Genomic DNA, 12,074 nt, shown 5'->3' on the forward strand with positions numbered 1-12,074 from the left:
TCCATGCAAGTTGCCATTCTCATGACCCATGTGGCGATCGCCATCGCCCTGGTAGTCCTCATCCTGCTGCAGCAGGGCAAGGGCGCCGAAGCCGGTGCCGCCTTCGGTGGCGGTGCCTCCCAAACCGTGTTCGGCTCGCGGGGCAGCGGTAGCTTCCTGGCGAAGTTCACCGGGTTGCTTGCCGCGGCCTTCTTTGCCACCTCCCTGACCCTGGCCTGGTTTGCCTCCCAGGCCGGTGAGGCGCCCGAGGCCGGCATTCCCGATGCCCAACTGATCGAGCAGCAGAATGCCGTGCCGACCCTTGACGATGGCGGCGGCGATGTGGATAATGCTGCGCCAGCGCTGGAGGAAAGCGGCGACTGATGTCGCTATCCAGCCTCTCCGTTGCCGAAGTGGTGGAATTGGTAGACACGCTATCTTGAGGGGGTAGTGGCCTTATGGCCGTGCGGGTTCAAGTCCCGCCTTCGGCACCAATGACGAAGTGGTCGATGCAATGATCGAGGCTTCGAAGCAGGATTGGCAGTATGCGGTGTTGCCGCTTGACGGAGTCGTCATGCGGGCTTACAATCACCGGCCTAGATTGATGCGGGGTGGAGCAGTCTGGTAGCTCGTCGGGCTCATAACCCGAAGGTCATCGGTTCAAATCCGGTCCCCGCTACCATCTTCCTGGCAGGCATGCAGTTGTTGAGGGGCATGTCGGAGAGCCGAAGTGGTATACAGGTTTCTTGTGAAAGCCCCTTCCTGTGAAGGGGCTTTTTGTTAGCAGCTTGCCAGCCGGAGACGGCGGCGCTGTTCCGGGCAACGCCAATCAGCCACCTGACTCTTCTCTTCACTCCCGGCCAGGTGCCTGATGCAACGGCTGTAGGAGCTTTCTTCCGTGGCAATCAAGGATGCAGCACTGCATGCGCTGATCGAGCCGGTGGCCTCCGCCATGGGGTTCGAGCTATGGGGCATTGATCATCTGTCCCAGGGCAAGCATTCCCGTCTGGTGATCTATATCGATCACCCGGATGGGGTGAGCGTGGATGATTGCGCCGATGTCAGTCGCCAGGTCAGTGCGGTACTCGATGTCGAGGATCCGGTGCCCGGTGAGTACCGGCTGGAAGTCTCCTCGCCGGGCATGGATCGGCCGCTATTCACCCTCGAGCAGTTCGAGCGATACGCCGGTCATGTGGTGGCCGTGAAGCTGCGCCTGCCCTTCGACGGGCGGCGCAAGTTCCAGGGCCTGCTGGCCGGGGTCGAGAGCGATGAGGTGCTGCTGCAGATCGACGGCGAGGAATATTGCTTTCCCATCGAGAGCATCGATCAGGCGCGAGTGGTCCCGCAGTTCGCGTGATGAGCTCGGTGCATAAGGACAGGTTCACTGGCGAGGCTAAGGCATGAGTAAAGAAATTCTGGCGGTCGTCGATGCGATCTCCAACGAGAAGGGGGTCCCCCGCGAGGTGATCTTCGAGGCCGTCGAGGCGGCCCTGGCCAGTGCATCGCGCAAGCGCTTCGATGACGAGGAAGCCAGCGTGCGGGTGCACATCGATCGCGAAACCGGCGACTACGAGACGTTTCGTCGCTGGGAGGTGGTCGAGGATGATGACTTCGACGGGCCCGATGCCCAGATCAAGCTCTCCTTCGCCGAGCGCCGTGACCCGCCCCTGGGGCTGGGTGACGTGGTCGAGGAGCGCATCGAGAATGCTTCCTTCGGCCGCATCGCCGCCCAGACCGCCAAGCAGGTCATCGTGCAGAAGGTGCGCGAGGCCGAGCGGGCCGAGGTGGTGCGCCAGTATGCCGAGCGCGAGGGTGAGCTGGTCGCCGGCATCGTCAAGAAGACCACACGCGACGGCCTGATCATCGATCTCGGCGATAACGCCGAGGCCTTCCTGCCACGCAGCGAGATGATCCCCGGCGAGCGCTACCGCATGAACGAGCGGGTCCGCGCGCTGCTGGTCAAGGTCGATCCCGAGGCGCGCGGCGCCCAGCTGATCCTGTCGCGCACCTGCCCGGAATTGATCATCGAGCTGTTCAGCATCGAGGTGCCGGAGATCGCCGAGCAGCTCATCGAGATCAAGGGCGCGGCACGCGACCCGGGCTCGCGGGCCAAGATCGCGGTCAAGACCAATGACCGGCGCATCGATCCCGTGGGCGCCTGCGTGGGTATGCGTGGCTCACGTGTCCAGGCCGTTTCCTCGGAGCTGCAGAACGAGCGTGTGGACATCGTGCTGTGGGACGACAATCCGGCCCAACTGGTGATCAATGCCATGGCGCCGGCGGATGTCGGCTCGATCCTCGTCGACGAGGAGGCCCACGCCATGGACGTGGCCGTCGCCGAGGACAACCTGGCGCAGGCCATCGGCCGCAGCGGCCAGAACGTGCGCCTGGCCTCCGAACTCACCGGCTGGCGTCTCAACGTCATGACCGAGGAGGAGGCCGAGGACAAGCGCGATCAGGAGATCGACAGCCTGGTCGAACATTTCATCCAGCACCTGGATATCGACGAGGACGTGGCGCGACTGCTCGTGGAAGAGGGCTTCACCTCCCTGGAGGAGATCGCCTATGTGCCGGTCGAAGAGATGCTGGAGATCGAGGAGTTCGACGAGGAGCTCATCGAGGAGCTGCGCGCTCGCGCCAAGGATGAACTGCTGAACCTGGCCATCGCCTCCGAGGAGGAGCTCGATGGCGCCCAGCCGGCCGACGACCTGCTGGAGATGGACGGTATGGAGCGCCACCTGGCCTTCATTCTGGCCAGCCGGGGCATTGTTACCATGGAGGACCTGGCCGAGCAGTCCGTCGATGACCTGCTGGACATCGAGGGAATAGACGAGGAGCGCGCCGCGGCACTGATCATGACTGCCCGTGCGCCATGGTTCGAGAACGAACAGTAAACAGGTCACGGGCTGAGGAGGGTCGTAATGTCAGAAATGACCGTTAAGGATTTTGCAGCGAAGGTGGGGCGCGATGTACCCCGCCTGCTGGAGCAGATGAAGGAAGCCGGGCTCGGTCAGAAGTCCGAGAGCGATGCCGTGTCCGAAGAGGACAAGCGTCAACTGCTTGACTATCTCACCAAGAGTCACGGCGGCAGCGGCGCCGGGGCGAAGAATCGCATCACCCTGACGCGCAAGACGCGTAGCCGTATCAAGACCGGCGAACGCGGCAAGAGCATCGAGGTGCAGGTGCGCAAGAAGCGCACCTACGTCAAGCGTGATGAGGAAGAGACCCAGCCGGAGCCGGCGAAGGATGCCGGACCGCGCCAGCTGGTTGGCGACATGGCCGATTCGCAGCAGGCCCAGGCCGCCAAGGATGCCCGTGAGGCCGAGGATGCTCGCGAAGCCGAGAGTGCTCGTGAGGCCGAGGAATCCAAGGCGCGTGCCGCCGAGGAGTCCGCCCGCGAAGCGTCGGCCAAGCTCGAGGCCGAGAAGGCCGCCGCCGAGCCCGAGATTCCCGTGCCGGAACTCGAGGCTGCCTCGCCCGCGGAGGAGCCTCCGGCCCCGCCCAAGGAGGGACGTCCCGAGTCGCGCCGCGCCGCCGTCAAGAAGGCTACCACCAAGGCCGGTGCCGGCAAGAAGGGCCGTGGCGAGCGCGACGACGACGATCGCGGTGATCGCGAGGAGCGTCGCCGTGGTGGCAAGAAGGTCAAGCGTGCCGAGCGCCGTGGAGGTCGCCGCGGCGGCAGCCAGGGGGGTGGCGGCAAGCATGGCTTCCAGAAGCCGACTCAGCCGATCGTCCGCGAGGTCTCTATCCCCGAGTCGATCAGTGTCGCCGACCTGGCCGACAAGATGTCGATCAAGGCGAACGAGGTCATCAAGGCCATGTTCACCATGGGCGCGGCGGTGACCATCAACCAGACCATCGATCAGGATACTGCGGCCATCGTGGTCGAGGAGATGGGCCACAAGCCCAAGCTGGTCAAGGACGATGCGCTGGAGACCGAGGTCCTCGAGGGCATTTCCTACGAGGGCGAGGAAATCACCCGCTCACCGGTGGTCACGGTCATGGGTCACGTTGACCACGGCAAGACCTCGCTTCTCGACTATATCCGCAAGGCCAAGGTGGCCACCGGCGAAGCCGGCGGTATCACCCAGCACATCGGTGCCTACCATGTGGAGGACGACCACGGTGGCGTAACCTTCCTGGATACCCCGGGCCACGCGGCGTTCACCGCCATGCGTGCTCGCGGTGCCAAGGCCACCGACGTGGTCGTGCTGGTGGTAGCCGCCGATGACGGCGTCATGCCCCAGACCATCGAGGCGATCGAGCACTCGCGGGCAGCCGAAGTGCCGATGGTGGTCGCGGTCAACAAGATCGACAAGGCAGGCATCGACCTGGACCGGATCAAGAACGAGCTTTCCCAGCACGGTGTAATCTCCGAGGAGTGGGGCGGAGACACCCAGTTCGTGCATGTCTCCGCGCACACCGGCGAGGGCATCGAGGAGTTGCTGGAAGCCGTTCAGCTGGTGTCCGAGGTGCTCGAGCTCAAGGCCGTCCCCGAGGCGCCCGGCAAGGGCGTGGTGGTCGAGTCGCGCCTGGACAAGGGCCGCGGCCCGGTGGCCACGGTGCTGGTCCAGAACGGTACCCTGAAGAAGGGCGATATCGTGCTCGCCGGCCTGCACTACGGCCGCGTACGAGCCCTGACCAACGAGCTGGGCAAGCAGGTCGATGAGGTTGGCCCGTCCATGCCGGTGGAGATCCAGGGTCTGGACGGTACGCCCGAGGCGGGTGACGACTTCATGGTGCTGGCCGACGAGAAGAAGGCCCGCGAGGTCGCCAACTTCCGCCAGGGCAAGTACCGCGAGGTGCGCCTGGCACGTCAGCAGAAGGCCAAGCTGGAGAACATGTTCAGCCAGATGGGCCAGGACGTGGCCGCCAAGCTCAACATCGTGCTCAAGGCCGACGTCCAGGGTTCCCTGGAGGCGATCAAGGGCGCCCTGGAAGAGCTCTCCACCGACGAGGTGGAAGTGGCCGTGGTCTCCTCCGGCGTAGGCGGTATCACCGGTACCGATGCCAACCTGGCACTGGCCAGTGACGCCATCGTGGTCGGCTTCAACGTGCGTGCCGATGCTGCGGCCCGCGAGATCGTCGAGCGTGAAGGCCTGGATCTGCGCTACTACAGTGTCATCTACCAGCTGATCGACGAGGTCAAGCAGGCCATGAGCGGCATGCTGGCACCGGAGTGGAAGGAAGAGATAGTCGGCGTGGCCGAGGTTCGTGACGTCTTCCGTGCACCCAAGATCGGTGCCGTGGCCGGTTGCATGGTGGTCGAGGGCAGTGTGCACCGCAACAAGAAGATCCGTGTGCTGCGCGACAACGTGGTGATCTACGAGGGCGAACTCGAGTCCCTGCGTCGCTTCAAGGACGACGTCCAGGAAGTGCGCAATGGCATGGAGTGCGGCATCGGCGTGAAGAACTACAACGATGTCCAGGTCGGCGACAAGATCGAGGTCTTCGATCAGGTCAAGGTCGAGCGGACCCTCTAAGGACTCGAGGAGTCGTACATGCGCGAGTTCAAGCGTACCGACCGGGTGGCCGACCAGCTCCAGAAGGAGCTGGCGGTGCTCATCCAGCGCGAGGTCAAGGATCCGCGGCTGGGCATGGTCACCGTCAGCGGCGTTGAGGTCAGCCGTGACCTCGGCTATGCCGACGTCCATGTGACCCTGCTGGGCGAGCAGACCCCGGAGCACATCAAGGAGAACCTGGCTGTGCTCAAGCGGGCCGCCGGTTTCCTGCGCAGCCAGATCGCCCGGCGCATCAAGCTGCGCCATGTGCCGGAACTGCGCTTCCACTACGACGAGAGCGTGGTGCGCGGCCAGCGACTGTCGTCACTTATCGACGAGGCCGTCGCCAGCGACCAGGTCCAGTACGACGAGGCGGCGGATGACGACAGTGGCCCGGCCGATGGTTCGGTCGACGATCGTTCGGCAGGCAATGCTTCTGCAGACAGGGACGAGCGCGACTGATGGCACGGCGGCGTCGCGGGTTGCCGGTGAACGGCGTGCTGCTGCTGGACAAGCCCGCGGGCCTGTCCAGCAACTATGCGCTGCAGCGGGCGCGGCGCCTGTTCCAGGCCCAGAAGGCCGGCCACACGGGAACCCTGGATCCCATGGCCACCGGCCTGCTGCCGGTGTGCTTCGGCGAGGCGACCAAGTTCTCCGCCCACCTGCTGGATGCCGACAAGGTCTATCGCACGCGGGTGGAGCTCGGCGCGATCACCGACACCGGTGATGCCGAGGGCGAGGTGGTGGAGCGCCGCGCGGTGCCTCGGCTGACCGAGGCCGACGTCGAGGAGGTGCTCGAGCGCTTTCGCGGCGAGATCGACCAGGTGCCGCCGATGTATTCGGCGCTCAAGCATCAGGGGCGCAAGCTCTACGAACTGGCCCGCGAGGGCAAGTCGATCGAGCGTGCAGCCAGGCGCGTGAAGGTGTATGATGCGCGCCTTCTTTCCCTTGCCGACACCGCCTTCGAGCTCGAGGTGTGCGTCAGCAAGGGGACCTATATCCGTACCCTGGCCGAGGACATTGGCCAGGCACTGGGCTGCGGAGCGCACATCAGCGCGCTGCGCCGTCTGGCAACGGGGTCTTTCACGACTGAGGGCATGCTGACCCTCGACGCGCTGGAGGCGCTGCCCGGCCAGGCCGAACGTGAAGCGGCGCTGCTGCCCGTCGACGTGCTGGTCGACCACTTGCCACGACTCGAGGTCGATGCTGTGGCGGCCACTCGGCTGAACCATGGCCAGTCGGTTCGAGTCGAGGCTGGCGAGTTGGCCGAGGGCGAGACACCAAGACTCTATCGTGCCGGGGCCTTTCTGGGCCTTGGCGCGGTGACGGGGCCACAGGAGGTGGCGCCGAAACGGTTGCTGAGCACCGTAGCCGACTGAAGGGAGAAACGCCCGAGACTGCAAATATGCGTGGTCTCAAACATTCATCACCCAAGCATATTGCTTACTGGAGAGACAGATGGCACTGACAGCCGAGCAGAAGTCCACAATCGTCAACGAGTACGGTCGTGGCGAGAACGACACCGGTTCCCCTGAAGTGCAGGTAGCCCTGCTGAGCGCCAACATCGATGGCCTGCAGGACCACTTCAAGACCAACAAGCAGGACCACCACTCCCGCCGTGGCCTGATCCGCATGGTCAACCAGCGCCGCAAGCTGCTGGATTACCTGAAGCGCAAGGATTTCGAGCGCTATCAGTCGTTGATCCAGCGCCTGGGCCTGCGCCGCTAAGCGACGTACCCCAAGCGGTAACGAAACGGGCAGCCTTCGGGCTGCCCGTTTCGTATTGGTAGATACCCAGGAAATGTCGTTAACCGGTGGCCGCGGCGGGCGTCAACCCCTAAAATGGTCGCCGAGCTAAAACGAACCAAACATCGAAAAGTTGAAGGAAGTCGCCGTGAATCCGGTCAAGAAAACGTTTCAGTACGGTCGCAGCACCGTCACCCTGGAAACCGGGCGTATCGCCCGCCAGGCCACCGGTGCCGTGATGGTCACCATGGACGATACCGTCGTGCTGTGCACCGTGGTGGCCAAGAAAGAGGCCAATCCTGCTCAGCCCTTCTTCCCGCTGGGGGTGTTCTATCAGGAGAAGACCTACGCAGTCGGCAAGATTCCCGGTGGCTTCTTCAAGCGCGAGGGGCGCCCCACCGAGAAGGAGACCCTCACTTCGCGGCTGATCGATCGCCCGATCCGTCCGCTCTTCCCCAAGGGCTTCATGAACGAGGTCCAGGTGGTCTGTTCGGTGCTCTCCACCGACCGCAACCATGACCCGGATGTAGCCGCGATGCTCGGCACCTCCGCTGCCCTGGCTGTTTCCGGCGTGCCCTTCAACGGCCCGATCGGCGGCGCGCGCGTGGGCTTCACCGAGGATAACGGCTACTTCCTCAACCCCACCGTCGAGGAGTTGACCAGCTCCGAGCTCAACATGGTGGTTGCCGGCACGGAGAAGGCGGTGCTGATGGTCGAGTCCGAGGCCAACGAGCTGCTCGAGGACGAGATGCTGGGCGCGGTGCTCTTTGCCCATCAGGAGATGCAGGTGGCCATCCAGGCCATCAATGAGCTGACCGCCGAGGCGGGCAAGCCGAAGTGGGACTGGCAGCCCCCCACCGAGAACACTGTCCTCAAGGGCGCCATGGCCGATGCCTTTGAGCAGAAGATCGGCGAGGCCTATCGCATCACCGACAAGATGGAACGCCAGGATGCCCTCTCCGCCCTGAAGGATCAGGCGGTCGAGCAGTTCGCTGGTGAAGAAGAGGACAAGCACGAGGCCGACGCGGTCAAGGGCGCTTTCGCAGGCCTGGAGAAGCGTGTGGTACGCTCGCGCGTGGTCAGGGGGGAGCCCCGCATCGATGGCCGCGACCACAAGACCGTGCGTCCGCTGGATATCGAGGTCGGCAGCTTGCCCAAGACTCACGGCTCGGCGATCTTCACCCGCGGTGAGACCCAGGCCATCGTGGTCGCGACCCTGGGTACCCTGCGTGACTCCCAGCTGATCGAGTCGCTGGAAGGCGAGCGCAAGGATCGCTTCATGCTGCACTACAACTTCCCCCCCTACTGCGTGGGTGAAGCCGGCTTCATGGGCGGGCCCAAGCGTCGCGAAATCGGTCATGGTCGCCTGGCACGTCGTGGTGTGTCGGCGATGCTGCCCTCCGAGACGGACTTTCCCTATACCATCCGGGTGGTGTCCGAGATCACCGAGTCCAACGGCTCCAGCTCCATGGCCTCGGTATGCGGTACCTCATTGGCATTGATGGATGCCGGTGTTCCCATGAAGGCGCCGGTGGCGGGTATCGCCATGGGCTTGGTCAAGGATGAAGACGGCTTCGCGGTGCTGACCGACATCTTGGGTGACGAAGACCACCTCGGCGACATGGACTTCAAGGTGGCCGGCTCCGCGAACGGCGTCACCGCCCTGCAGATGGACATCAAGATCGAGGGGATCAACGAGGAGATCATGGAACAGGCCCTGCAGCAGGCCTATGAGGCCCGCCAGCAGATCCTCGAGCAGATGAATACGGTGATCGCCCAGAGTCGTGGCGAGGTCTCCGAGAACGCCCCCTCCATGGCGACCATCAAGATCGACCCTGAGAAGATCCGCGATGTCATCGGCAAGGGCGGCGCCACTATCCGCAAGATCTGCGAGGAGACCGGCGCCTCTATCGACCTGGATGATGACGGTACCGTGCGCATCTACGCCGAGGACAAATCGGCGGCCAAGGCGGCCATCGACACCGTGCTGGCGATCACCGCCGAGCCGGAGATCAGCAAGCTCTACCGTGGCAAGGTGGTGCGCATCGCCGACTTCGGCGCCTTCGTCAACATCATGCCGGGCACCGATGGCCTGGTGCACATCTCCCAGATCGTTCCGGAACGGGTCAACGACGTGCGCGATTTCCTCAACGAGGGCGATGAGCCCATCGTCAAGGTGCTCGATATCGACAACCGCAACCGGGTGAAGCTAACCATCAAGGAGATTACCCCGGAAGAGAAGGCGGCATTCGAGGCGGAAGAGGTCGCTGAACCCCAGCTGTAAGCGACCGTCTTCGAGCCGCAAGCTCCAAGGAGCAAGGCATAAGGAAAACCGCCGCCAGGGCATAACCCTGGCGGCGGTTTTCTATGGTAGGTCACAAAAGCAGAATGCCCGGGGCAGTAAAAAAGCCCAAGGCACTCTATTTTCTTACAGATTACAGCTCGCGCGCAGCGCAGCTTATCTTTCGATGGCGAGTGCTACACCCTGTCCACCGCCGATGCACAGGGTTGCCAGGCCCTTCTTGGCATCACGGGCGATCATCTCGTGGACCAAGGTCACCAGGATGCGGCAGCCGGAGGCACCGATGGGGTGGCCGATGGCGATGGCGCCGCCGTTGACGTTGATCTTGCTGACATCCCAGCCCAGTTCCTTGTTGACAGAGATGGCCTGGGCGGCGAAGGCCTCGTTGGCCTCGACCAGATCCAGATCATCCAGGCTCCAGCCGGCTTTCTCGAGGCAACGACGGGTGGCCGGGGCCGGGCCGATGCCCATGATGGAGGGGTCGACGCCGGCGTTGCTGTAGGCCTTGATGCGGGCCAGCGGCTCGAGGCCCAGGGCCTTGGCTTTCTCGGCGGAGCAGAGCATCACCACGGCGGCCCCATCATTGATGGAGGAGGCGTTGCCGGCGGTCACGCTGCCGTCCTTCTTGAAGGCCGGGCGCATGCCGGCGAGCTTCTCGGCGGTCACGTCACGCGGGCCCTCGTCGGTGTCGAAGACCACCGGATCGCCCTTGCGCTGGGGAATCTCCACGGGAACGATCTGTCCCTTGAACTTGCCCTCGCGAATGGCCGCGGCGGCCTTCTGCTGGGAGCCCGCAGCGAACTCGTCCATCTCCTCGCGGCTGATACCGTACTTCTCGGCCAGGTTCTCGGCCGTGATGCCCATGTGGAAGTTGTTGAAGGCATCCCACAGGCCGTCGTGGACCATGGTGTCGATGGCCTTCCAGTCACCCATGCGCTGGCCGGTACGAGAGTTCGGCAGCACGTGGGGTGAGGCGGACATGTTCTCCTGGCCACCGGCGATGATCAGCTCGGCGTCGCCGCAGCGGATCGCCTGGGTGGCAAGGTGCAGGGTCTTGAGGCCCGACCCGCAGACCTTGTTGATGGTCATGGCCGGAACGGCATCCGGCAAGCCGGCCTTGATGGATGCCTGGCGGGCGGGGTTCTGACCGACCCCGGCGGTGAGTACCTGGCCGAGCAGTACCTCGTCGACCTGGTCTCCAGCGACGCCAGTGGTGGACATGATGTCCTTGATGACATGGGCACCCAGGTCGCTGGCGGGAATGCCGGCCAGGGAACCACCGAAGGTGCCGACGGCAGTGCGGCGAGCGGCAACAATCACCACGTCTTGCATGGGAGATACTCCTGAACAATGACTAGCTGGCTTGCGGCCTTGTCTGAGGACAGCCTGAACTCGATGACGTCTCAGACAAGGCCGGGCCCTTCAGCATAGGGGACGCTCGTGCGTGGCGGCAATGCTTCCATGGGCGAATGCGCAGAGGGGGTGCCAAACAAGAAAGCATGTTGGCTGAAACGGCATGCCACAGGGTGCCGTGGCAGGCGGATGTCAGGCCAGCTGAACGGGAGTGGCACAGCAGCCCTTTTCGTTGAGCACGGCATGGGTGACACGGTCCATGGGCAGCGTGGCCTTGAGCCTGATGGTCTGCATGGGGTAGAGGTCCCTCTGCATGGCGGCACCGTGACGGCGCCAGGCCCTCAGCGTGGCAGGGTCAGGCTCAGATTGTCGATCAGTCGGGTCGGGCCGAGACGCGCGGCGGCGAGCAGGACGGCCTGACGGGTAGTCGCCGTGACCGGCCCCAGGTCGTCGTCGCGAAGCTCGAGGTAGTCGGGTTCGAAACCGGCTTCTCGCAACCGGGCGAGGCCCTCGGCGAGGGTGCCGTCCGGGTCGGCGCCGGCCTCCAGCGCATCGCGCAGCGTGCAAAGAGTGCGGTAGAGCGCCGGGGCGGTGGCGCGCTGGGCGTCATCCAGATAGCCGTTGCGTGAGGAGAGGGCCAGACCGTCATCGGCGCGCACGATGGGTACGCCGACGACCTCCACGGGGAGGTGCAGGTCGTCGACCATGCGGCGGATCACCGCGAGCTGCTGGTAGTCCTTCTCGCCGAAGCAGGCCACGTTGGGCTGCACCAGGTTGAAGAGCATGGTGACGACGGTGGCGACGCCATCGAAGTGTCCGGGGCGGTCACCACCGCAGAGCCCCTCGCTGACCTCGGGCACGCAGACCCGGGTCTGGGCCTCCAGGCCGCGCGGGTAGACAGTCGTCGTCTCGGGGGCGAACAGCAGGTCGCAGCCGGCGTCCTCCAGCTTCGCCTGGTCTTCGGCTAGGGTTCGCGGATAGGCGTCAAGATCCTCACCGGCTCCGAACTGGAGCGGATTGACGAAGATGGTCGCCACGACCACGTCGCCCTGGCGTCGTGCCTCCGCTATCAGCGCCAGGTGGCCGTCGTGCAGGTTGCCCATGGTCGGCGCCAGGGCGATGCGTTGACCGCGGCGCCGGCACTCGTCAAGGGCCTCACGAAGGGGCGGAATCTCTCGCAGGGTACGCATCGG

General features: G+C 64.5%; 10 protein-coding genes and 2 tRNA genes. 10 read left to right on the forward strand and 2 right to left on the reverse strand.

Annotated elements, in window-relative coordinates; all coding sequences use genetic code 11:
* The first annotated feature begins 3 nt into the window (after positions 1 to 3).
* From secG to pnp, 10 genes are all read left to right on the forward strand, one after another.
* Entirely contained in the window at positions 4 to 363 is a 360-nt protein-coding gene (secG, locus tag BMY30_RS15210; protein WP_089715244.1) for a preprotein translocase subunit SecG, read from the forward strand.
* Between the two features lie 23 nt (positions 364 to 386).
* A tRNA-Leu gene (locus BMY30_RS15215) sits at positions 387 to 473 on the forward strand.
* Positions 474 to 584: 111 nt separating this feature from the next.
* Positions 585 to 661, forward strand: a tRNA-Met gene (locus BMY30_RS15220).
* 216 nt (positions 662 to 877) lie between these two features.
* Entirely contained in the window at positions 878 to 1,336 is a 459-nt protein-coding gene (gene rimP / locus BMY30_RS15225; RefSeq protein ID WP_089715246.1) for a ribosome maturation factor RimP, read from the forward strand.
* 43 nt (positions 1,337 to 1,379) lie between these two features.
* Entirely contained in the window at positions 1,380 to 2,873 is a 1,494-nt protein-coding gene (nusA, locus tag BMY30_RS15230; RefSeq protein WP_089715248.1) for a transcription termination factor NusA, read from the forward strand.
* Positions 2,874 to 2,900: 27 nt separating this feature from the next.
* Positions 2,901 to 5,462: a translation initiation factor IF-2 gene (gene infB / locus BMY30_RS15235; RefSeq protein WP_089715250.1), complete on the forward strand. Its 2,562-nt coding sequence runs from the start codon at positions 2,901 to 2,903 to the stop codon at positions 5,460 to 5,462.
* A gap of 18 nt (positions 5,463 to 5,480) precedes the next feature.
* Positions 5,481 to 5,942: a 30S ribosome-binding factor RbfA gene (gene rbfA / locus BMY30_RS15240; RefSeq protein ID WP_089715251.1), complete on the forward strand. Its 462-nt coding sequence runs from the start codon at positions 5,481 to 5,483 to the stop codon at positions 5,940 to 5,942.
* Positions 5,942 to 6,859 carry a tRNA pseudouridine(55) synthase TruB gene (gene truB / locus BMY30_RS15245; RefSeq protein WP_089715253.1) on the forward strand — a complete coding sequence of 306 codons (918 nt, stop codon included), beginning with the start codon at positions 5,942 to 5,944 and terminating at the stop codon, positions 6,857 to 6,859. The genes rbfA and truB overlap by 1 nt, the downstream gene beginning before the upstream one ends.
* A 79-nt stretch (positions 6,860 to 6,938) precedes the next feature.
* Positions 6,939 to 7,208, forward strand: coding sequence for a 30S ribosomal protein S15 (gene rpsO / locus BMY30_RS15250; RefSeq protein WP_040183911.1), 270 nt, complete (start codon positions 6,939 to 6,941; stop codon positions 7,206 to 7,208).
* Between the two features lie 166 nt (positions 7,209 to 7,374).
* Positions 7,375 to 9,510 carry a polyribonucleotide nucleotidyltransferase gene (gene pnp, locus BMY30_RS15255; RefSeq protein WP_170840168.1) on the forward strand — a complete coding sequence of 712 codons (2,136 nt, stop codon included), beginning with the start codon at positions 7,375 to 7,377 and terminating at the stop codon, positions 9,508 to 9,510.
* Positions 9,511 to 9,684: 174 nt separating this feature from the next.
* Here pnp and BMY30_RS15260 read toward each other — a convergent pair whose 3' ends face one another.
* Positions 9,685 to 10,860 carry an acetyl-CoA C-acetyltransferase gene (locus BMY30_RS15260; RefSeq protein ID WP_089715256.1) on the reverse strand — a complete coding sequence of 392 codons (1,176 nt, stop codon included), beginning with the start codon at positions 10,858 to 10,860 and terminating at the stop codon, positions 9,685 to 9,687.
* Positions 10,861 to 11,222: 362 nt separating this feature from the next.
* On the reverse strand, positions 11,223 to 12,071 hold the full coding sequence (gene panC / locus BMY30_RS15265; RefSeq protein WP_089715258.1) for a pantoate--beta-alanine ligase: 849 nt from the start codon (positions 12,069 to 12,071) through the stop codon (positions 11,223 to 11,225).
* Between the last annotated feature and the right edge of the window lie 3 nt (positions 12,072 to 12,074).

The sequence above is a fragment of the Halomonas daqiaonensis genome (assembly GCF_900109725.1).
Classification (GTDB): domain Bacteria; phylum Pseudomonadota; class Gammaproteobacteria; order Pseudomonadales; family Halomonadaceae; genus Halomonas; species Halomonas daqiaonensis.

Excerpts from the sequence above, each read along its gene's own strand:
- infB (WP_089715250.1), top strand. The coding sequence starts at position 2,901 with ATGTCAGAAATGACCGTTAAGGATTTTGCAGCGAAGGTGGGGCGCGAT.
- BMY30_RS15260 (WP_089715256.1), bottom strand. The coding sequence starts at position 10,860 with ATGCAAGACGTGGTGATTGTTGCCGCTCGCCGCACTGCCGTCGGCACC.
- panC (WP_089715258.1), bottom strand. The coding sequence starts at position 12,071 with ATGCGTACCCTGCGAGAGATTCCGCCCCTTCGTGAGGCCCTTGACGAG.
- truB (WP_089715253.1), top strand. The coding sequence starts at position 5,942 with ATGGCACGGCGGCGTCGCGGGTTGCCGGTGAACGGCGTGCTGCTGCTG.
- nusA (WP_089715248.1), top strand. The coding sequence starts at position 1,380 with ATGAGTAAAGAAATTCTGGCGGTCGTCGATGCGATCTCCAACGAGAAG.
- rpsO (WP_040183911.1), top strand. The coding sequence starts at position 6,939 with ATGGCACTGACAGCCGAGCAGAAGTCCACAATCGTCAACGAGTACGGT.
- secG (WP_089715244.1), top strand. The coding sequence starts at position 4 with ATGCAAGTTGCCATTCTCATGACCCATGTGGCGATCGCCATCGCCCTG.
- rbfA (WP_089715251.1), top strand. The coding sequence starts at position 5,481 with ATGCGCGAGTTCAAGCGTACCGACCGGGTGGCCGACCAGCTCCAGAAG.